Annotated in this window: 19 protein-coding genes and 1 tRNA gene; 1 reads left to right on the top strand and 19 read right to left on the bottom strand. The window is 61.0% G+C overall.

Translation table 11 applies throughout. The features are described from left to right. Nucleotides 1-363: 363 nt before the first annotated feature. The 19 genes from G463_RS0114275 to G463_RS20555 all read right to left on the bottom strand — a co-directional run bounded on the left by G463_RS0114275 (nt 364) and on the right by G463_RS20555 (nt 20,263). On the bottom strand, nt 364-927 hold the full coding sequence (locus tag G463_RS0114275; protein WP_026975707.1) for a YpiB family protein: 564 nt from the start codon (nt 925-927) through the stop codon (nt 364-366). Between the two features lie 178 nt (nt 928-1,105). Further along, a complete protein-coding gene (locus G463_RS0114270) occupies nt 1,106-2,497 on the bottom strand; it encodes a helicase-associated domain-containing protein (RefSeq protein WP_026975706.1) in 1,392 nt (463 codons plus the stop codon). Between the two features lie 47 nt (nt 2,498-2,544). Continuing rightward, nucleotides 2,545-4,218, bottom strand: a complete 1,674-nt coding sequence (locus G463_RS20575) for a DNA repair helicase XPB (RefSeq protein WP_245575914.1) — start codon at nt 4,216-4,218, stop codon at nt 2,545-2,547. A 261-nt stretch (nt 4,219-4,479) separates the two neighbouring features. Then, nucleotides 4,480-4,779: a metal-sulfur cluster assembly factor gene (locus G463_RS0114260; protein WP_425387073.1), complete on the bottom strand. Its 300-nt coding sequence runs from the start codon at nt 4,777-4,779 to the stop codon at nt 4,480-4,482. A gap of 347 nt (nt 4,780-5,126) precedes the next feature. Continuing rightward, nucleotides 5,127-6,458, bottom strand: a complete 1,332-nt coding sequence (gene aroA / locus G463_RS0114255; RefSeq protein WP_084171721.1) for a 3-phosphoshikimate 1-carboxyvinyltransferase — start codon at nt 6,456-6,458, stop codon at nt 5,127-5,129. Continuing rightward, nucleotides 6,455-7,315, bottom strand: coding sequence for a prephenate dehydrogenase (locus G463_RS20570; RefSeq protein WP_051322322.1), 861 nt, complete (start codon nt 7,313-7,315; stop codon nt 6,455-6,457). The genes aroA and G463_RS20570 overlap by 4 nt, the downstream gene beginning before the upstream one ends. Before the next feature lie 13 nt (nt 7,316-7,328). Continuing rightward, nucleotides 7,329-8,366, bottom strand: a complete 1,038-nt coding sequence (gene aroF / locus G463_RS0114245) for a 3-deoxy-7-phosphoheptulonate synthase (protein ID WP_026975703.1) — start codon at nt 8,364-8,366, stop codon at nt 7,329-7,331. Next, on the bottom strand, nt 8,363-9,220 hold the full coding sequence (gene trpA / locus G463_RS20565) for a tryptophan synthase subunit alpha (RefSeq protein WP_051322321.1): 858 nt from the start codon (nt 9,218-9,220) through the stop codon (nt 8,363-8,365). Before trpA ends, aroF begins: the two co-directional genes overlap by 4 nt. Then, nucleotides 9,195-10,424, bottom strand: a complete 1,230-nt coding sequence (trpB, locus tag G463_RS0114235) for a tryptophan synthase subunit beta (RefSeq protein ID WP_026975702.1) — start codon at nt 10,422-10,424, stop codon at nt 9,195-9,197. The genes trpA and trpB overlap by 26 nt, the downstream gene beginning before the upstream one ends. Then, entirely contained in the window at nt 10,414-11,091 is a 678-nt protein-coding gene (locus G463_RS0114230) for a phosphoribosylanthranilate isomerase (protein WP_026975701.1), read from the bottom strand. Before G463_RS0114230 ends, trpB begins: the two co-directional genes overlap by 11 nt. Beyond that, a complete protein-coding gene (trpC, locus tag G463_RS20560; protein WP_084171719.1) occupies nt 11,088-11,903 on the bottom strand; it encodes an indole-3-glycerol phosphate synthase TrpC in 816 nt (271 codons plus the stop codon). Before trpC ends, G463_RS0114230 begins: the two co-directional genes overlap by 4 nt. Continuing rightward, nucleotides 11,900-12,937, bottom strand: coding sequence for an anthranilate phosphoribosyltransferase (gene trpD, locus G463_RS0114220; RefSeq protein ID WP_026975700.1), 1,038 nt, complete (start codon nt 12,935-12,937; stop codon nt 11,900-11,902). The genes trpC and trpD overlap by 4 nt, the downstream gene beginning before the upstream one ends. Nucleotides 12,938-13,363: 426 nt before the next feature. Continuing rightward, entirely contained in the window at nt 13,364-13,735 is a 372-nt protein-coding gene (aroH, locus tag G463_RS0114215; protein WP_026975699.1) for a chorismate mutase, read from the bottom strand. Between the two features lie 5 nt (nt 13,736-13,740). Then, nucleotides 13,741-14,835: a 3-dehydroquinate synthase gene (gene aroB / locus G463_RS0114210; RefSeq protein WP_026975698.1), complete on the bottom strand. Its 1,095-nt coding sequence runs from the start codon at nt 14,833-14,835 to the stop codon at nt 13,741-13,743. After that, a complete protein-coding gene (gene aroC / locus G463_RS0114205) occupies nt 14,832-15,989 on the bottom strand; it encodes a chorismate synthase (protein ID WP_281171084.1) in 1,158 nt (385 codons plus the stop codon). Before aroC ends, aroB begins: the two co-directional genes overlap by 4 nt. 134 nt (nt 15,990-16,123) lie before the next feature. After that, nucleotides 16,124-17,116, bottom strand: coding sequence for a M42 family metallopeptidase (locus G463_RS0114200; protein ID WP_026975696.1), 993 nt, complete (start codon nt 17,114-17,116; stop codon nt 16,124-16,126). Next, the gene (locus tag G463_RS0114195; protein WP_026975695.1) at nt 17,113-18,138 is read right to left on the bottom strand and encodes a M42 family metallopeptidase; all 1,026 of its coding nucleotides are present in this window, start codon (nt 18,136-18,138) and stop codon (nt 17,113-17,115) included. Before G463_RS0114195 ends, G463_RS0114200 begins: the two co-directional genes overlap by 4 nt. Further along, the gene (locus tag G463_RS0114190) at nt 18,129-19,193 is read right to left on the bottom strand and encodes a M42 family metallopeptidase (RefSeq protein ID WP_026975694.1); all 1,065 of its coding nucleotides are present in this window, start codon (nt 19,191-19,193) and stop codon (nt 18,129-18,131) included. The genes G463_RS0114195 and G463_RS0114190 overlap by 10 nt, the downstream gene beginning before the upstream one ends. A gap of 26 nt (nt 19,194-19,219) precedes the next feature. Then, a complete protein-coding gene (locus G463_RS20555) occupies nt 19,220-20,263 on the bottom strand; it encodes an RluA family pseudouridine synthase (protein WP_051322320.1) in 1,044 nt (347 codons plus the stop codon). A gap of 134 nt (nt 20,264-20,397) precedes the next feature. Between G463_RS20555 and G463_RS0114180 the strand changes: the two genes are divergently transcribed. Next, nucleotides 20,398-20,473, top strand: a tRNA-Gly gene (locus G463_RS0114180). Nucleotides 20,474-20,549 lie beyond the last annotated feature (76 nt).

Genomic DNA, 20,549 nt, shown 5'->3' with positions numbered 1-20,549 from the left:
CCTCTCGACGGCGGTTACCGGCTCTACCAGCGTATCGGACAGGCCTCCCCGGATAAGAACGGCCCCTTTCCTCTCATGCACCCGCCGCATCTACTGCCACAGCCCTTGGCGACTTCGGACTTCGTTGTGTTTGGGCAACTCATCCGACTGTGACAGCCTCGAATGCGATTCGTGTACCTCGGGTCGAGAGTTTGCCTCCAGCTTCCTTCAGATTCCACCTCACAATGGACACCCTTGCTCTTGGCTAACGGTAGGTGTGTCGCCAACCCCCGTTCGGGACTTTCACCCTATAGGGACCGCCCATGCCGGGCGTACCAAAAAACAACCCTTTCACCGGAACGGAAAGGGTTGTCAGAGTGGCTATCAGCCAACGGACAGCGTGAGGCTGTCGAATTCAATGAGCCGCCGGCTCGCAGCGTAAAATGCGTCTCGGTCGCCCATATCCAACGCGCGATTGACCTCTTCCATCAACTTTTCGCGCTGGTAGTTGCGGATTGCCAAATCGATGATCCATTCCGCCTGCATGGTGATGAGCTCTCTCACCGCGGGTTCCAGCTCTGCGGTGACCGTTTCCTCAATCACCGATGCGTAGGCGGCACACGCCGTTCGATCCTTGAAAAACAGACCGATGTACACATCGTCGTCCGGGTGTTGGTAAAGATCCAGAAACGCCTGTTCAACATCGGTCGAAACCGGTTTGTTGCGGCGGTAGTAGCGGAAAGGTGCCACCTGCACACACGTGGTGGCGACGACGATGACTCGCGGCAGCTGACGGAAGTTTTCGACGAAATGGACTCTGCGCAGCACGTTTTCCCGCGTCATCATGTAGCGCAGAAGCATTTCCGCTTCACGGCTCTGCAACTGATAGTTGCCAAGGAACCAACGCAGAAAGTGTTTTTTTTCGGCGACTGTTACAGTATTGCCCATAGCCGTCTCCTCCCTGAGTGGCTGAAGCCCATTGTCCTAATTTTGAGCAGATCCGCACGTCACCGGCGACCATCGTCGTAAGAATCCTTTGAGTATTCTATTCGAGCGGACAATTGGATTTTCCTGCACACCTGTCCTGTGCCCCCATCCATCCTCGCCGATTTGGGCGAGACGAAGCTCAACTGGTCAGCGTATCTTCTTCCGGGTTGTCCGGACTCGCCGCCCACAACCGATCCCATTCCTCGATAGTCCGCTCCACGTTGCCCGGTACCGGTGTCTGCGAATGGTTGTGCAGAAAGGTCAGCCACTGCTGCAGTGACCTGCCGGCCGCCACGCCTTTGCGGATGGATTCCTCCGTCATTCGATAGATGCGCAAGACCCCTGCTTGTCTCAACTCGGCAAACAACGACAGGTTCGCGGTGACAGTGGGTTGGTCAGCGGTCACGACAATCTCGAAATTCGGCTGTACAATCAGGATGCGCTGTCTTTCCGCTGTCTGTTCCTGACTTCCCGGTAATGCATCCGGTGTTAGCAATTGTTGACCAAGTTCCGTGATTTGAAACCACGTTTGCCCATTTTCATCGTCGCCGATGCGGATGAGCCCGAGATGACGAAACATCTTCAGAATCCGAATCTGCCAAATTTGTTCGGGCGAGTCGTAATAATAGGGCTGCACGAAATCGGAGAGCGCGGCGAACATCGCTTCGCTCGCTGTCCACCGGTGCGCCGTGTGCGCCAGCAGCAGGGCAATCTGGGGCAGGCGCTGAATCGGCCGGCGGTACAGGGACAGGTAAAAGCGAACCAGAGCGCGCTGCCGTTCTTTCGCACTTTGGGTCATCCAGGCCTGAACGCCCTCGGACAAACGTAGGAATCCGTCGGCATCTTCGCTGACCAAGTCCGTGTGGTAGCTGTAGTCGTACAACAGCGCAAATCGATCCGGATAATCGTGAAATCGCCTCCCGTATCCGAATCGCCAGCCTCCCTGCAGCGGCGCTTCCGGAATCTCCAGCAGCTCGAGCACCTGGGTCAGATGGCGCTTGTACATGCTGCCATCGGTGGTCAATCGCACGTCGTGGTTGCGAACATATTCGAGAAACACATCCACGTCGCGGGACAGGGCCGTTTCTTCGTCCTGGTAAATCAACGGACCCTCGCTCGCGGTGACCAGTTTTTCAGCGAACTGTTGTACGATGGCGCTCCGCAGCCAGCGATGCAGTTCCGTGGGAATGCAGTACATCAACCGTCCTCCGTAGCGGGTCGTCGGAAACAACCACCCTTCTTCGAGCGCCTCTTCCCACTGACCATCTGCGCCAGAGGCCGCGAACACCGCCGCCAACTCTTCAGGTGAGAACAGTTGACGCGATTCCAACGCGAGTCGCAGCATCACATAGTCGCGCCCTTCTGTCCATTCGCGCATGGCGCCGTGCAAGAACGATTTGGATTGAAAGGTGTACAGGATCTCCTGCATCAGCGCCAATTTTGAATGACGCGAACAGCTCAGATTGTAGTGGTTTGCCACACCGCGCAGCGTGGCGATGTCCGCAGCGTTTAAGCATTCGGACAATTTCAATGTCAACTCCTCCTCGCTTGACCTGCCCCCGTCAGGACCGATGCTCTTCACGTGGCGGTCCGAGCCACCTCCGCCGATTTCGGCGCGGTGCCATCGCCCCCGATGCACACCGTTTCCGCGTCTTCCAGGTCGTAGGTGTATCCTTGCTCCACCAGATACAGTTGCCGGTGCTTGGCCATCCTCATTTCCACCGTTCCGTCGCTCACGAGACTGTAGAAAACGCCTTCCTTGGTTCCCGGACGCAACAGTCTGCCGAGTCGCTGCGCCTCCTCCTGTCGCGAACCAAAGAGACCGGACACCTGAATGGCCACCGCGGCATTGGGGAGGTCGACCGCCATGTTGGCCACCCTCGACAGCACCAGACAGCGAATGCGCCCCTCTCTGAACTGCGCGTACCACAAGTCTCGTTCCGTCTGCGGGGTCTTCCCCGTGATCATCGGACATCCCACATCCTCGGCAATGTCTTCGAGCATCTCCAAGTAGTGCCCGATAATGAGGCACGCTTCCCCGGCATGTCTGCGGAGAAGCGCTTGGACCACCGAGTGTTTCGCGGGGTTGAGCGCAGCGAGGCGATGCTGTCGGCGAACGTTGGCCACCGTATATTGCTCGCGCCAGTCTTCGGGCATGGGCACCCGAATTTCAACGCATCGTACGGCAGCCAGATAGCCGGCGCGTTCGAGCTGTTTCCATGACGCTTCGTACAATTTGCTGCCGATGAGGCTGAAGACATCGGTCTCCGCGCCATCTTCCCGAACCAACGTCGCGGTCAAGCCCAGACGACGGATTCCTTGCAGATCCGCCGCCAGACGGAACAGCGGCGCAGGGAGCATATGGACCTCGTCGTAGATCACCAATCCAAAAGCATGTCTCGTCAACCGCTGCAGGTGCTGTCTGCTGCCGGTCCGATTGCGGGCCGCGACTTTTTGGTAGGTGGTGATGGTGACCGGCGCCAAAGGCTGTCTCTCGTCGTAGAGACGCACGTCCGCATCCGTGAGCGTCGTGCGGGACAGAAATTCGTCACGCCACTGCTTGGCCGACGTGTGGGTCGGAGTCAGCACCAACGCGTGTTGTCCCACCGACCGAATGGCACCAATCCCCACCAGCGTTTTTCCGGCGCCACAGGGAAGAACAATCACACCGCTCTCGTACCGGCCTCCTTGATTCAGCCGATCCATCGCAGCGCATTGGTAATCGCGCAGCGTCGTCCCGGGCACCCAGTCGAACTGCAGCGGTGGCGCGGATGCATAGCCGACTTGGTCCTGCACCGGCCAGCCTGCAGACGTGAGAAACCGTTTGACCTCCGCCCTGCTGGACTCGGCAAACACGATGCCATCCGCGGAGTGCTCCAAGGTCCACGCACGGATTTCCGGAAGTGCCGCGATGGCACGCAGGTCTTTGGCCGGACCGCGAAGGACAATGCGTCCACGGGCGCCCGCTTGCAGGATCAGACGTCCCCACTTGCTCATCTCGTCCACAATCATCTTTTGCAGCGGAAACGGAATGGGATGGGCCGCGTATTTGCGAAGAGAGGACAGAACCTGTCTCGGCGTGATGCCTGTGGCAGCGGCTTGCCACAAGGAGATGGGACGGATTTGGTACACATGCATCGGGTCCAATCGTTGCACGAGGTCGGCAAATACGCCCACCTCCGCCTGTACTTCTCCGTACGTCGGGTGGTGAGAAGGAATGAGCAGCGTTCCGTCTCCCTGCATGTACACCATGGACGCCACGGAATGCCTCCTTTCCAAATTTCGCCGCAATCCAGCGGCGCGCGAATGCGATGACGTCAGCAACCACCCGTTTTCATGAATTCCCAGTCTATTCACAGTATGACGCACAAAATGACAGGGTATACGAATGCGTGATGAGATGGGGGAAGGACCGTCCGGTAAGCACGGAATCATCCGCCGGACATTCAAAAGCGGTTCGGGGACGAACCGGAAAGAGGAAATGCACAAAGAGGCCCGCCCCCCTTCCGCGGTTCAGAGATAGCCCAAGAATTCCTTCGCCTCGTCGGACATTTTGTCCGGGTTCCACGGCGGATCCCACACCACGTTGACCTGTACGAGCCCTACGCCGAACGCCTGCGCCGCTGCCCACTCCACGCTGTCTCGGAGGGTGTCGTGCGCCGGGCAACCCGGCGTGGTCATGGTCATTTCAATATACAGCGAGCCCTCCCTCACCTCTTCCAATTTGTAGATGAGACCGAGGTCCACGACGTTCACGCCAATCTCGGGGTCGTACACGTCGCGTAGTTTTTCCCGCACTTCTTCGATATCAATCACTGGGCCTCACAGCTCCTTTCGGTGGAACGCGGGAGCACCATTGTCGCCCTCGATTCGCCGGGAAGCCCCGGACAGGTTGCACATCATCATGATGGACTGGCGTCAACTCGGGCGTTGTGAACTACATCACAGCCGGGCTTTTCGTTGCAACTTGAAATATGATGGAGTGGTGAGAACACACAAAAAAAGGGGGAACCCGACGTATCAGGTTCCCAGTGGATTTGCTAGGAGTGGAGAGAAATCAGACATAACACCCTTCACCGTCAGGATAGCGCTTTCATTCCGCGATGTCAATACAGAATGTTCAGATATTCAATATACTTTGCAGGTAGTATCGGGGCGAATCACACGTTCGCCCCGATATTCCGCAAGGTGTCTTGGAATGTTGGGTAAGAAATCCCGACGCACGACCAGTTACGGAGTTCCACGCCGCGCGCCGACCCGAGGCCCGCCACCGCAAAACTCATGGCAATCCGGTGATCATCAAAGCTGTTGACCACGCCGCCCTGAACTCCCTTCGGCCCCCGGCCGTGCACCACAAATCCGTCCGGCCGTTCTTCGGCTTCCACGCCAATGGCTGTTAGGCCTTGCACCACCGCCCGAATCCGATCCGATTCTTTCACGCGCAGTTCCTCAGCGTCGGATACCACCGTGTCCCCCTCCGCGAAAGCGGCGAGCACAGCGAGGATTGGAAGTTCATCAATCAACGTTGGAATTTCGGGACCGCCGATGGCCGTGCCGGACAAGCCGGAACTCGATACGGTCACGTCACCGATGGGCTCGCCCGCCACCACGCGCTGATTGGTGATGCGCACCTGGCCGCCCATGCGTTTCAACACCTCGAGAAAGCCCGTGCGGGTTGCATTGAGCCCAACACCGGCGACCGTTACTTCCGAATCGAGGACGATGGCGGCGGCTGCAAGAATGAACGCAGCTGAGGAGATATCCCCAGGCACCACCACCTCGGTGCCGCGCAACCGTCCGCCCGCGCTGACCGTCACCCGATGCACACCGTCCACGGTGGCCTCCTGCAACGGTGCGCCAAACGCGCGAAGCATCGTTTCGGTGTGGTTTCGCGTTGGCTTGTCCTCCGTGACGGTGGTGTCGCCGGATGCGGCGAGCAGTCCCGCCAAAAGCACGGCGGATTTTAGTTGAGCACTCGCGACCGGCAGTCGGTATTCAATCCCGGTCAGCGCCCGGCCCACCACCGCCAGCGGCGCGTACTTGCCCTCGCGCGCGATAATCTGCGCACCCATCTGCGCCAATGGCGACAGAACCCGCGCCATGGGTCGACGGCGCAAGGAGGCATCCCCGGTCAGGCACGCGAACGGCACACGGCCAGCCAAAATGCCGAGAAGGAGTCGGATGGTGGTTCCCGAGTTGCCGCAGTCGAGCACATCGTCCGGTTCCCGGAGCTCACCCCCGGTGCCGCGTATGGTCAAAATATCGTCCTCCACGGCAATTTCCGCTCCGAGCGCCCGCGCCACCCGAATCGACGAACGGCAATCCCCCGCGTCCAACCAATGCCTGACTGTGGTGGTTCCGTCGGCAATCAGCCCAAATAAAATCCCGCGATGTGTGATGGACTTGTCACCGGGCACCGAAACGCAGCCGTGCAAGCCGGACACGGGCGCGAACCGCATCGTGTCGTGAATTGTTTCACTCGATGGAATCATCTCGGACCTCCTGCTCCCCACGCTGTATGTACGTCCCTTGCGCCTTCCAACCACGCCTTCATGGGCCCTGGATCTCCTGCCCGAAGCAGGTCGGAGACTTCGTGCAGCGCCGTCTGCAACTGTTCCAGATAACCCTGCACCGCATCGCGGTTCGCGAGCAGCGTGCTCGTCCAGAAACCGCTGGGCGACGCGGCCAGACGCGTGATATCGCGAAACGCCGGCCCCACCCAGTGCTGCCATTCACCGCCCATCCGCTGTTTCTCCCTGTCCGCCGCCAGCAGTGCACAGAGAGACGTGACGTGAATGCCGTGACTGACCGAGGCCATTGCGGCATCGTGGACCTCTGCGGATGGCACAGTCTCCACTTTGGCACCGAGCCCTGCAAGAAACGGGGCAAGTACGGCGCACGCCGGCCAGCCATCGAGGATGAGCCATGTCCGTTGCTCAAACAGGTCTCCCCGAGACGCCGACGGCCCTGGAACGGCCAGCCCCGCCATGGGGTGGGTTGGCGCGAATTGCCCCTGCACGCCGCTGTCCACAGCAGCCTGACAGATCTGCTGCTTCACACTGCAGACGTCCATCACCCACCTGGCCACGCTCGCCGCCTTCGGCAATTGGCGGCACGCCACGTCCACCGGGGTGGCCAACACCGCGAGGTCGAACACCGGACGCTCGGGCAGGGAGCTAACGACCGTTTCGAACAGGCCGCTGGCTTCTGCCCATGCCCGGTATGCAGCGTCCACCTCGACGGCGTGCAGTCGACATTGAGGAAAGTGGGCATGCACCGCTTTCGCGAACGAAGCCCCCAACAACCCGCATCCCACAATCAGAATGGATTGGGGTTTCCAGTCGGACATGCTGTCACCTTCTTCAGGGTTTTGCAGCGTACAGTGGATCTCCAACCGGGTTCAGCGCTTGGGAAATCAGCTTGACTTCCCGCACCATTTGTTCAAAGTTTTCCAGTGTCAGTGACTGTTCGCCATCCGAGAGCGCTTCTTTCGGATTCGGATGGACCTCCACAATCAATCCGTTCGCGCCCGCCGCGATGGCCGCCCGCGCCATCGGCGTCACATATCGCCAGTGGCCGACACCGTGGCTGGGATCGACAATCACCGGCAGATGCGACAGATACTGCACGACCGGAACCGCGTTGAGGTCTAGCGTGTTGCGCGTGTAGGTCTCAAACGTGCGGATGCCGCGTTCGCACAGAATCACGTTCGGATTGCCTTCGGCCAAGATGTACTCGGCAGCCATTAGCCATTCCTCCATCGTGGCGGAGAGGCCTCGCTTCAGGAGGACGGGGGTCTGCGTCCGGCCGACAGCCTTCAGCAGCGGGTAGTTCTGCATATTCCGCGCGCCAATTTGAAAAACGTCCACATATTGCAGCATCATATCGAGCGCTTCGATTTCCATAATTTCCGTGACGATGGGAAGGCCGGTCTTTTCACGAGCTTCGGCCAGGTACTGCAGACCCTTCTCGCCGAGACCCTGGAACGAATACGGGGATGACCTCGGTTTGAACGCACCGCCGCGCAGCAGCGTAGCACCGGCCGCCTTGACTCGTTCGGCCGTCTCCAGAATTTGTTCACGAGACTCCACCGAACACGGACCGGCGATGATGACGGGATCGGCGCCGCCAATGATCTGATCTCCCACCTGCACCAGCGTATCCTGGGGATGGAATGCGCGACTCGCCAGCTTGAACGGATTGCTCACGGCCACCACCTTCTCCACGCCCGGCATAGCTTCCATGGGGAGTTCACGCACCCGTTCCTTCGGCCCGATGATACCGACAATCGTCTTTTCTTCTCCCTGGGAGAGGTGAACACCGAGCCCTTTGTTTTTCAACAACTGCACCACATTGTCCACCTGCTCGCGCGATGCGCCTTCTTTCATGACCACAATCACCGCTGATTCCCCTCTCCATTCCGAATCTCCATCGTTTCCGGCCGAGTCGCTTGTTGCATGGCCACAGCCAGTTCTTGTGCAAAATCATACACGCATTGGCTAAGCGTGGAAAGCTCCATCGGCGCGTTTACCAAACATTGTTCAATCCGACGAATGAATGCACTGCCCACAATGACGCCGTCCGCATACCCTGCAATCTCTCGCGCCTGCGCCGCTGTGCTGACGCCAAAACCGACCGCCACGGGCAGCGGACTGTATCTTCGCGCGGTCGCCACCAATGATTGCACTCGATTGGACATCTGCGCCCGCTCACCGGTTACTCCAAGCGACGAGACGCAATAGATGAAGCCGCGCGCGCTTTCGGCAATCGCCTGGATCCGCGCTTCGCCGGACGTCGGCGCCATCAGCGGGATCAACGCAATGCCGTGGGCGTCGGCCACCTCGCGCACCGCTCCGCTTTCCTCCAGCGGCAAATCCGGCACAATCACGCCGTCCACCCCAGCGTCCGCAGCATCCCGAAAGAACCGTTCGGGCGTGTACTGGAGCAACGGATTCACATAGGTGAACAGCACCTGCGCGTGATCCCCCTCCTGGCGCAGCGCCCGCGCGATCGCAAAGCTGTGCGGCAATTGGAAGCCCGCCTGCAGACTGCGCAGCGCCGAGTTTTGAATGACAGGGCCATCCGCCAGTGGGTCAGAGTATGGCGTGCCAATCTCAATGATGTCGGCGCCTGCCCTGAGAACGTTTCGAAACAGCGACAACGACGCTTCGAACGACGGATCCCCGGCGTTCAAGAACGGGATGAGCGCAGCTCGGCCGTGTCGACGTTCAAACGCCCGTCGGATTCGGTCCATGTTGTCCGCCTCCCATCCGACTTGCGATTTGGTCCACATCTTTGTCCCCGCGGCCGGAGAGACACACCACAATCAGGTGATCCCTCGACAGTTCCGGCGCCATCTTGATGGCCTGCGCCACGGCATGCGCGCTCTCCAACGCCGGCAGAATGCCCTCGGTTCGCGTCAGCGTATAGAATGCGTCGAGCGCTTCCTCGTCCGTGACGGGCACGTAGTTGGCTCGGCCGCTGTCGTGCAGCCAGGCGTGCTCGGGGCCAATGCCGGGATAGTCGAGCCCGGCGGAAATGGAATGCGCCGGCGTCACCTGTCCAAATTCATCCTGAAGTAGGTACGTGAGCGATCCGTGCAGCACCCCGGGCCTACCTTTGGCGATGCTCGCCGCATGTTCGCCGGTGTGGAGCCCGCGGCCGGCGGCTTCCGTGCCAATCAGCTGCACCGACGGGTGCTCCAGGAATGGATAAAACATCCCCATGGCATTGCTGCCGCCTCCGACGCAGGCAATGGCGGTGTCGGGCAGCCTGCCTTCGCGTTCCAGGAACTGCTGGATGGTTTCATCCCCGATGACCCGTTGAAAATCTCGGACAATCATGGGATACGGATGGGGCCCCACCACCGAGCCGATGACGTAATACGTGTCCTCCACGTGCTCCACCCAGTGGCGAATGGCTTCGTTCGTCGCATCCTTCAACGTGCGGGTTCCGGATGTGGCCGGTACCACCTCGGCGCCGAGCAGGCGCATGCGAAACACGTTCAGTTCCTGGCGTCGCATGTCCTCTTCGCCCATGAACACCGTGCACTCCAGCCCAAACAGCGCAGCGACCGTGGCCGACGCGACCCCGTGCTGACCCGCGCCCGTTTCGGCGATGATCCGCTTTTTCCCAGTGTGAACCGCGAGCAGCCCCTGGCCCAAGGTGTTGTTGATTTTGTGCGCCCCGGTGTGATTCAGGTCCTCGCGTTTCAAATAGATTCGCGCGCCGCCCAGTTTCTCCGACAGCCGTTCCGCGAAATAGAGCGGTGTGGGGCGCCCGGAGTACGTCCGCAAATAATGCTGGAGTTCGCGCTGAAACCCGGGATCTCGGGTCAACCGCCGATAGTCAGCTTCCAGTTGATGCAAGGCGGACATCAGCGTCTCCGGCACGTATCGGCCGCCAAACGGTCCAAAACGTCCGAACGAATCCGGGTAGGTGGTTGTCTCATTGGTCACTCTGGTTCACCGCCTCTATCAACTTCTGAATTCGGGCAGGATCTTTGCGGCCGTCCCGTTCAACACCGGAAGATACGTCAATTCCGTCCGGTAGACACGTCTCCAGCAGGCGCGCCACGTTGTCCGGCCGAATCCCACCGGCAACCCACAGCGGCACGGGCAGTTTGCCTCCCGCGCGCTGGAGGAGTTGGGTTAGTATCGACCAATCCCAAGCCTGCCCGTGCCCTCCGGACACAACCCCGGCCGTTTTCGGCGGCGAGGCATCGAGAAGGATGGCGTCCACGACGGGCGAGTACCGGTCGAGGGCCGCCACCAGATGATCCAGGTTCGGGTCCGTCCGCGGCACCGAAAGCGACTTCCACACCGTGTAGCCGCTGGCGCGGAGTTCCGCGCACAGTTCGGGAGATTCGTCTCCGTGCAACTGGGCCACGGACACGCGGGCTTCGTTGAGCATGGCCGCGATGGTGGCAAGCGTCTCATTGACGAAGACGCCAACCGGGGCCACGCCCCGCGGCAGGGCCTCCACCAATTCGCGAGCTTGGACGGGGCGGATGTAACGGCGACTCTGCGGCACGAACACAAAGCCCACGTGCGCAACGCGCGGCGAAGCGGCAAAGCCGACGTCATCCCCAGCCTGCAACCCACAGATTTTCAGACGAACGGTCATCGCGCGCCCTCCAACCGGTGGCCGCCGATACCCGCCCGCGCAAAGCGCGCCACCTCTGCGGCTGCGCCGCCGGGACCGCCGCTTCGCATCAGCGCTTCTCCGACCAAAATCCCTCTTGCTCCAGATGCTGCCAGAAATGCGGCATCTGCCTCGGAATGAACACCGCTCTCGGCAATCACCACCACATCCCGAGGTACGTGCCGCAGCACCTGCCGAGTGGTCTCCAAATCGACTTCGAACGTGTGCAGATTGCGGTTGTTCACGCCAAGCACCGACGGTTCCGCCGCCAGCGCGGCCGGCAACTCGTCGACCGCGTGGACTTCCACAAGCACGTCCAGTCCGATGGACTTCGCGTAGTGGGACAGTTCCCGCATGCGCTCGGGATCCAACGCGGCGGCAATCAGCAGAACGGCATCCGCGCCGGCCATGCGCGCGTCCCAGATCTGCACCTCGTCGATGATAAAGTCCTTGCGGAGCACGGGAATGTCCACGGCCGCGCGAACCCGCTCCAAATCCGCCAGGGACCCTTGGAAATAGCGGCTGTCGGTGAGCACCGAGACGGCCGTGGCCCCCGCGCTCGCATAGGATGTGGCCATTTCCACCGGATCGAGATGCGGAGCAATCGCCCCTTTGGAAGGGCTCGCCTTCTTGAATTCCGCAATCACCGCCAATCCCTCTGCCTCCGCAATGGCGCGGCGAAATCCGCGGCACGCCGGCAAATCCCCGGGGATGATCAATGACGGCACCTGCGATCTTCGCAAAGCCACTTCTTCCCGTTTGGTGTCGAGAATGCGCGAGAGGAAGGTACTCATTGCACCACCTCCACTGCGGCCGCCTGATTCGAAACCTGCACCAGCGCGTCGAGAGCGCGGGCAGCGGCGCCGGACGCCAGCAGCGATTCCGCCGTGCGCACACCCTCCGCCAGCGTCGGGACGGCATTGGCAGCGTACAGGCCCGCCCCCGCGTTCAGGGACACCACGTCGCGACGAGGGCCAGTTTCACTGCCGGAGAGAATGCACCGCAGGATCTCCGCGTTTTCCTGGCCGTCACCACCTTCGAGGGCTGCGAGCGGAGCCGCCGCCAGTCCCACGTCTTCGGGGCGGATGGCGTACTCCACCACGCGTCCGTTCCGCACCTCCGCCACGTGCGTTTCGCCCTGCAGTGAAAATTCGTCCACGCCGCCGGCGCCATGAACCACCAACGCGTGTTCTGTGCCCAGCTCCAGCAACACCTCCGCCACGGTTCGAACCAAATCGTCCCGGTATACGCCGAGCACCTGGTAGACTGCGCCCGCCGGGTTGGTCAACGGTCCAAGGATGTTGAACACCGTCCGAAAGCCCAGCTGTTTGCGGGGTTCGGCTGCGTATTTCATCGCGGGATGAAAATTCTGCGCGAATAAGAACGCCACGTTCGCGCGCTCCAGGCACTGGAGCGCTTGGCTCGCGGAGAGTTGGATCTGCACGCCGAGCGCCGCAAGCACGTCCGCGCTGCCGCTCCTGCTGGACACGGCGCGATTCCCGTGCTTCGCCACCTTCACACCGGCTGCGGCGCAGACGAGGGCACTAGCTGTGGAGATATTGAACGTGTTGGCGCCGTCTCCGCCGGTGCCACAGGTGTCGAGCACCGGAAACGGCGGGTGAATCCGAACGGCATTGCGCCGCATGGCGCGCGCGAAGCCGACAATTTCCTGCGTCGTCGCCCCGCGCACCGTCAATGCTCCGAGAAATCCGGCGGTTTGTACCGGTGTCACATCGCCATTCATCAATGCGTCCATGAAAAACTCCGCGGAATCCGTGGACAGCACCCGACCGTGGGCGACGTCCTGCAACACATCGCGAATCTGCATCTTGTCTCGACTCCTCTCAGCTCAACTCAAAGTCTCAGCGACTCGGCGGGATCCGGCGCGAAGTATAAAAAATCCACAGACTCGGTTTCACCTCACCTGCGGACACGATTCCCTCTCGTTCATACCCTTCAACAAGATTGGGAATGGATATACACTCCGCTCGGCTCCACTCAACCTCATCTCACTGGTTCCTACGCTTCCATGAACGAAGGGTGTACCACCGCCATGAAAACGGTGCGCTCGCAACCACCCGGCGAACCCGGCCGCCAGCGCGGTGAACAGCGCCAACTCAACTACAGCTCAAGAACCTGCTTATTGTGTACTATCTTACGGGGGATTCCCGGATTCGTCAACCGATGGTTTCGGTGCGAAAGCGATGCCGGATGAAATTTTACACAGACTTCACACGCGTCCCCGGCATCCGCTTTAGGCGCCCTCCACCATATCGGGACGCAGGCGGACCGCCTCCCCCAGGTAAACGTGCTGAATGTCCTGCTGCGCTTTGTCGGTGTTGACGTGCACCAACATCCGGATACACCGCGGCATGGCGCCTGGCACCGACAGTTCCACCGCGCACATCAACGGCACCCACTGCCATCCGGCAATGCTGCGGACCGCCTTTGCCGGAAAGTCGGCGTTGAGGTCTGGCGTCATCGTGAGCAACACGCTGGCCACCTGTTCCACGTCCAACTGATTTCTCTGAATGACCGTTTCCATCAATTCTTTCGTCGCCGCGAAGATGGCTTCGGGCGTGTTTTCGGCAACCGTTGTGGCGCCCCGAATGCCACGTATGACCACTAAATTTATCCCCTTTCGTGCACCGTGTCCCACGCCGTCCGCAACTCTTCGGGCCGGACATTCCGGACCACGCTCACCGCGCCGATGCCGTGCGGCAACGAGAACGTCCAGGCTGCGCCACGATGCTTCTTGTCGTTCGAGAGGTACGGGAGTATCTCATCCAGCGGCACGCCCGGGGCTCGCACCGGCAATCGGTGGGCAGCCAGCACCGCTTCAATCACACGCTGCTCTTCCTCCGTAACCAGGGCGCGCCGCCTTGCAATCTCCGTCTCCACCGCAATCCCGATGGACACCGCTTCCCCGTGGTTCAATCGATAGTGCGAATGCTGTTCCACCGCGTGTCCCACGGTGTGCCCGAGGTTTAATTTCATGCGATCCCCGTGTTCGCGTTCATCCCGTTCCACAATGCGAACCTTGACGGCACACGCCCTGGCCAGCAGCGATATGCACCGCTCGGCACCTGGAAACTCCGTCAACGGCCTCTCCAGCAGTTCCTGAACCAATGACGCATCGTCAATCAGTCCGTGTTTGATAACCTCGGCCATTCCCGCCGCCCACTCTCGGCTCGGCAACGAGGCGAGCAGGTCCACGTCAAACCAGACCGCCAGTGGATGGTGAAAGGCCCCCACCAAATTCTTTCCGCTCGCCAGATTCACGCCGACTTTTCCGCCGATGCTGCTGTCGTGCGCCAACAGGGTGGTTGGCATCTGGATGAACGGTATGCCGCGGTAATACGTGGCCGCGACGAATCCGGCCAGGTCGCCGACCACGCCGCCGCCCAGCGCCAAAACCACGCCGTTGCGGCGGAGCCCCGCCGCAACCATCTGCTCGTACAGCCGTTCTGCCATCGCAAGCGATTTGCTCGCGTCGGACGGCGGGATACACCCAATCGCCACGGCGTATCCGCTCCGCCGACAACTGGCCGCGACCTCGTCCGGATACGCCAGTGCTTGCAGATGCTCGTCCGTAATCAGAAACAGCGGTCTATCCGGGCCAACGCCAAGTTCCGCCAGCAGCTCTCCCACGCGGTGCCGCAGACCCGCTTCAAACAGTACCGGATACGTGCGCGCCGTGGTGTGAACAGACAACCGCACCGTCATCGGCTGCGCACCCGCGCTTGGTACGCGTTGAACACATCGCGAATCTGTTCCATGGAATCATTTCCGAATTTCTCCAAGAAGGCCTGGGCAATCACCCACGCGGCCACATTTTCCCCGACCACCGACGCCGCAGGCACCGCGCAGTAGTCGGACCGCTCCACGGCCGCCGGCTCGGCCTGCTTCGTGACCATATCCACGGAGTCGAGCGGTTTATACAGCGTGGAGATGGGCTTCATCGCGACCCGCAGCACCACCGGCTGCCCGTTGGTCACACCGCCTTCGAGTCCGCCGGCGCCGTTGCTCGGTCGCAAATAGCTGGTGCCATCGTGCAGAATCGGATCGTGTACGTTCGATCCGAAGCGCCGCGCCGCCTCGAAGCCGAGGCCGATTTCCACGCCTTTGATGGCCTGAATGCTCATGAGCGCACCGGCCAAGCGCCCGTCCAGTTTCCGATCCGGATGCACGTAGCTGCCGAGGCCAATCGGGCATCCCTCAATCACAATTTCAAAGACGCCGCCGAGCGTATCTCCCTTCGCCTTGGCCTCATCAATCAACGCCATCATGGCTGCCTCGGCGTCTTTGTCCGCGGTGCGCACGGGGGAGGCATCGGCGAGGCGAACCAACTCGTCCCAGTCTGAAGGGATGTTTGTCGCCCGCACCGTGCCAATTTCCACCACGTGGGCCGTCACGCGAATGCCGAATTCGGACAGCAGCTGCCTCGCCAGCGCGCCGGCCGCCACCATGGTGGTGGTGTTCCTGGCGCTTGCGCGTTCCAGCACGTTGCGCACGTCGCGGTGATCGTATTTGATGGCGCCCGCCAGATCCGCGTGCCCGGGACGCGGCCGATGAATCTCCTTGCCGTTTTCCGGCGGGGCTCCGAACACGGCCATTCTATCCGTCCAGTGGCTGAAATCCCGGTTGATGACCCTCATGGTCACCGGGGAACCCAGCGTGCGGCCGAAGCGAACGCCGCTGGTGACCTCCACCTGGTCGCTCTCAATCTTCATCCGCATGCCGCGCCCGTATCCCTGCTGGCGCTTGCGCAATTGCTCGTCGATGATTTCTTTGGAAACGTTGAGGTTACTGGGGAGCCCCTCCACAATCACGGTCAGTTCCGGACCGTGGGACTCCCCGCCCGACAGATACCGCAGCATCAAGCGTCCGTCCTCTCTCTTCTTCTCATCTCAACTCAGTAGGCTCATTGGTTCTTGGCATTATAGCACAAAGTGCCGATACCGACGATAGACGGGCTGTCCCCCCGCCCTTGGCAGAGGAACAGCCCGCAGGCTCACGCTTTCGACATGGCGGCAAGCGCACGGTCAAGCCACTGCACAGCAGCGGTCGCATCGCTCAGATTGACCATCGTCACCGCGCCGCCCACGTAACGCGCGGGATACGACACCCCGCCGACCGCCGTTCCATCCACCGCCAGCTGCACCGCGCCCGCATCCGACAATCCGCGCGGCCAAACCTCGTACTGAATATCCACGCCGGCCTCGGCTGCGCTCGAGATCAGAGCGTCCTTGACCGCCAGCGGCACCACTGCGGTCCCGTCCATAATTTTCACGGCAGGACCGGCGCCAATCCGAAGGTCCATCCGCGGCCCTTCGGGTGTATCCCCGGCGGGTGCAGCATCAATGACAATCGCTAAATCCGGCTGCAATTGGTAGGTCGCCACGCGGGCGCCGCGCGCACCCACCGTCTGTTGCGCCGTGAACACCACCGAGACATTCTGGCCACGTGCCGCGGCGAGTCGAAACACCTCCAGCGCCACCGCGCAGCCCACCCGGTTGTCGAGGGCCCGTCCCGCGAGACACCCATCGCCCAGTTCCTGCACCGGCGCATCCACCACGCCCGCCAGGCCCACGTGCACCTTGCGTCTGGCCTCTTCGGCACTCGTCGCGCCGATGTCCACGTACAGTCGATCATACGTCAGTTCCTGCAGTTTCACCCCGTGCTCCACGCCAATAACCCCGCGGACGCCGTTGGTGAACTGAATCGGCCGGTTCACCAACGGGTGGGGCGCGAGATCGCCAATCGGCACAATTCGCAGGAACCCCTCATCATCCACATGGATGACCAGAAAACCAGGTTCATCCATGTGCGCCACCAACGCGATGTGCTTCCCCTGACCCGATTTTCGCACCAGCAGGTTGCCCAACGCGTCCACCGACACCTCGTCAGCAATCTCTCGCACGCGCGTCAGCAGCAGATCCCGCACGGCACCTTCAAAACCGGACGGCGCGACCTGCGCCGCCAGCTCCAATACGAACCCCTTCATGCGGTGAATCCCCCTTTCGCCAGCTCCGTCAGGATGGCGGAGACCAAGCGAATTGTGTTGTGGTAGTCCTCCAGCGAAATCACCTGCGCCGGGGCATGGATATAGCGAACCGGCACGGAGATCCCGCCGCCGACAATTCCGCCGCGCACTTTGTGAATGGCGCCGTAATCGTTCGATCCGCCCTTGACCCGACGCAACTGATACGGAATGTTGTACTTCTCCGCCGTCGCCATCATGAACTCCAAGAAGCGTCGATCCGCGATGGTTTGCGCGTCGTACACGGTCAGCGCCGGTCCCTGCCCCAGCACCGTCGACTGACCGTGCCCCGGCGCGTCCACCACGTCGAAACACACCGTTCCCTCGATGGCGATGGCGATATCCGGCTGCACCCGGAACGCGACCGGCCCCGCACCGCGCAGCCCCACTTCCTCCTGCACCGTGAAGGCGCCGTACAGGGGAAGATCAAACGTCTTTTTCAACGTTTCCACCAGCACTGCGCAACCCACGCGGTCGTCGAACGACTTCGCCTTCGCACAGCCTTCACCAATTTCTTCATACTTGGTGGTGAACACGGCCACGTCACCCGGTTGGACAACGGAGAGCGCGTCCTCTTTGTCCTTCGCACCGATGTCAATGAACAGTTTGTTCAAGGGCAGCGGTTGGGTCCGTTCGGAGGCCGATTGCAGGTGAATCGGCTTGGCCCCAATCACACCATATCGCTTGGCTGTGCCAATTTGCACCGGCTTCGAAACGAGGACGCGCGGATCGACCCCGCCGAGCGGCCGAAAGCGCAGCAATCCATTCTCCTCCACGTGCACAATCATCAGGCCCACTTCGTCCATATGCGCATCCAGCAGCACCTTCGGCCCGGATTTTTCAATCCCCTTTTCGCAGATGAGGCTGCCGAGCACGTCGGTGTAATGCCTATCCACGTGGGCGCCGACCTCCTGCCGAATCACATCGCGAATTTCATCCTCAAATCCGGACGGGCCCATCACTTCGGTCAGTGTTTTCAATAACATGTGAGTCCCTCCACGGTTTTCGCGTTCACCGAGGCGATGTAGTATGCCAGGAGTCGCCCGCAGTCCAGCACATCGTCATAGCTTCCCGTCTCCACCGAACAGTGCATATAGCGGATGGGAATACCGACAAGACCGCAGGCAATCCCTTCTCGAGCGATTTGGAAGGCGCGCGCGTCGGTCCCCGTGGGACCCTGCGACAGTTCCAACTGGTACGGAATCCGATGCTCGACGGCCGTGTCGCGCAGGCCTCGGAACACCTTCGGATGGATGTTGGGGCCAAACGCTACCGCCGGACCCTTGCCCATCTTGAAACTGTCGTCCGGCTCCTGTCCAGGCATATCCGCGAACGTCACGTCGATGGCAATGGCGATGTCCGGCTGGATGCCGTAACCCGCCACCGTGGCGCCGCGCACACCAACCTCCTCCTGGACGGATGCCATGGCGTACACATCCGCGACGTGACGCAGCGACCGCAAATACTCGAGACACTCCAACATCACCGCGATGCTCGTGCGATTGTCGAGCGCCTTGCCGGAGATTCGGTTGTTCAACAGGTGCATGGTTTCCCGGTGCAGCGTCACCCGATCTCCCACCGTGACCAATTCACGCACACGCGCTTCCGGCATGGCCACATCGATGAACAGATCTTCCAGAGGTGCCGCCTTGCTTCGTTCTTCCGGAGATGTCAAATGCGGCGGTTTCGAGCCGACGATGCCGCGCAACGTTCGTTTGCCGTGGACCACGACCTCCTGCCCCACCAAGGTGCGCGGATCGAACCCTCCCGCCTGCCAGACCCGGAGGAATCCACCTTTCTCAATGCGCGTGACCACCAGTGCGATTTCGTCCATATGGGCGGAGAGCAGGATCTTGGGACGCGGAGCCTCCCCTTCCCCCGGCACCCTGGCAATCACGTTGCCCAACGTATCCACGGTGATATCGTCCGTATACGCGCGAAACGCCGTGATGCACCGCTCGGCAACCGCCTGTTCAAAGCCGGGACCGCCATGGGACTCCAACAATTCAATCAACGTGTCTTTGTGGCTGTGTTCTGTCACACGCACACCCCTTTCCACGACTTGCTTCAAGCTAAAACACGCGGTACGTCCACGAGGCGAGGCAGGGCGGGATCTTCCAACTGGTCAAAGACCGCCGCATCTCCGCCGAGCGCTGCCCACAGATTCCGCAGATCGTCTGCCACCGGGGCCACCACCGTACACCGCTCATCGCGAATTGGGTGCGTCCAAGTCAGTTGCACGGCGTGCAGCGCCTGCCGGCCGAACGCTGCCAACAGTCCGGCCGCATCCGCAGACTCGCCGGACATTGCGGCAGCAACTGGACGCGACGCGCGACCATAGATGGGATCCCCCACCAACGGCATTCCGACGGCCGCGAAATGGACGCGGATTTGATGGGTCCGCCCGGTTTCCAATTGAATGTGCACCAAACTGACGCAATCCGTCGCAGCCAGACGCCGGTAATGCGTCACCGCGCGCTGTCCCGTCGCGGTGACCATGCGTCGTGAGGGCGTTTGCGGATGCACGCCGATGGGGAGATCGATGGTGCGCCATTCGCCTATCGCGCCCGGATCGAACGCCGTGTCATGATACACCAGTGCACAGTATGTACGATGCATTCCCTGCCCGCGCAGAGCGACATCAAAAAGGTGATGGATGTGGGCGTGTTTGGCGAATAACACCGCGCCGCTCGTATCCCTATCGAGTCGATGCACGCAATGCGGAACGGCTCCCTGTGGCAGCAGATGATGCACCACCCGCGAGAGAAGCGTGCCGGACCGCTCATGCGCCGTGGGATGGGTGAGCATTCCCGGCGGCTTGTTGAGCACAATGACCTCCGCGTCCTCGTAGCGAATGTCCAGCGGCCCCGGATCCGGCGCCACACTGGGTTGTTCGGCCGGCAATTGAACGTGAATCACGTCCCCCGCCTGCACCGGCTGGTTCAGATACGCCGGCACTCCGTTTTTCAACACGGCTTGGTGCGGCTTCAATCCTCGCAGCAGACGGGTTGAGAATTTCAACTCCGACTGCAGGATGTTCTTCAACCGTCGGCCGGCCCAGGCGTCGGGAATCGTAAACTCGTACACGAACGCGTGTTGTGAATGCGTCACAGACAGTCCCTCTTCATGCAATGTTCAGCCTCACTGCTTATAGGTATACCACACTTTTCCGGTCTTCTGGGCTCGGGAAGACAGTTGAAATTTCTGGGCGCGCGGTGTATGCTGAGAGTTGTCAGAATCATTGCGCGGACGTAGTTCAATTGGCAGAGCGTCAGCTTCCCAAGCTGAATGTTGCGGGTTCGAGTCCCGTCGTCCGCTCCATCGAAAAGTCGCGAAATCCCTTGCGGTGTAAGGGATTTTTGTTTTTGGTCATTTGATGCAACGGAGGTGTTAGGAT

This window comes from Alicyclobacillus contaminans DSM 17975, from assembly GCF_000429525.1.
In the GTDB taxonomy this organism is placed as follows: domain Bacteria; phylum Bacillota; class Bacilli; order Alicyclobacillales; family Alicyclobacillaceae; genus Alicyclobacillus_A; species Alicyclobacillus_A contaminans.
This window is presented reverse-complemented; position numbering and strand designations above follow the sequence as displayed.

What these genes read in the sequence shown, in the direction of transcription:
- trpD (WP_026975700.1), bottom strand. Translation starts at nt 12,937, where the DNA reads ATGCAGATTCGCGATGTGTTGCAGGACGTCGCCCACGGTCGGGTGCTG.
- trpC (WP_084171719.1), bottom strand. Translation starts at nt 11,903, where the DNA reads ATGAGTACCTTCCTCTCGCGCATTCTCGACACCAAACGGGAAGAAGTG.
- G463_RS0114195 (WP_026975695.1), bottom strand. Translation starts at nt 18,138, where the DNA reads ATGTTATTGAAAACACTGACCGAAGTGATGGGCCCGTCCGGATTTGAG.
- G463_RS0114275 (WP_026975707.1), bottom strand. Translation starts at nt 927, where the DNA reads ATGGGCAATACTGTAACAGTCGCCGAAAAAAAACACTTTCTGCGTTGG.
- trpA (WP_051322321.1), bottom strand. Translation starts at nt 9,220, where the DNA reads ATGGACCGAATCCGACGGGCGTTTGAACGTCGACACGGCCGAGCTGCG.
- G463_RS0114200 (WP_026975696.1), bottom strand. Translation starts at nt 17,116, where the DNA reads ATGAAGGGGTTCGTATTGGAGCTGGCGGCGCAGGTCGCGCCGTCCGGT.
- G463_RS20575 (WP_245575914.1), bottom strand. Translation starts at nt 4,218, where the DNA reads ATGGTGTACATGCAGGGAGACGGAACGCTGCTCATTCCTTCTCACCAC.
- aroC (WP_281171084.1), bottom strand. Translation starts at nt 15,989, where the DNA reads ATGCTGCGGTATCTGTCGGGCGGGGAGTCCCACGGTCCGGAACTGACC.
- G463_RS0114230 (WP_026975701.1), bottom strand. Translation starts at nt 11,091, where the DNA reads ATGACCGTTCGTCTGAAAATCTGTGGGTTGCAGGCTGGGGATGACGTC.
- aroA (WP_084171721.1), bottom strand. Translation starts at nt 6,458, where the DNA reads ATGATTCCATCGAGTGAAACAATTCACGACACGATGCGGTTCGCGCCC.
- aroB (WP_026975698.1), bottom strand. Translation starts at nt 14,835, where the DNA reads ATGACGGTGCGGTTGTCTGTTCACACCACGGCGCGCACGTATCCGGTA.
- G463_RS20570 (WP_051322322.1), bottom strand. Translation starts at nt 7,315, where the DNA reads ATGTCCGACTGGAAACCCCAATCCATTCTGATTGTGGGATGCGGGTTG.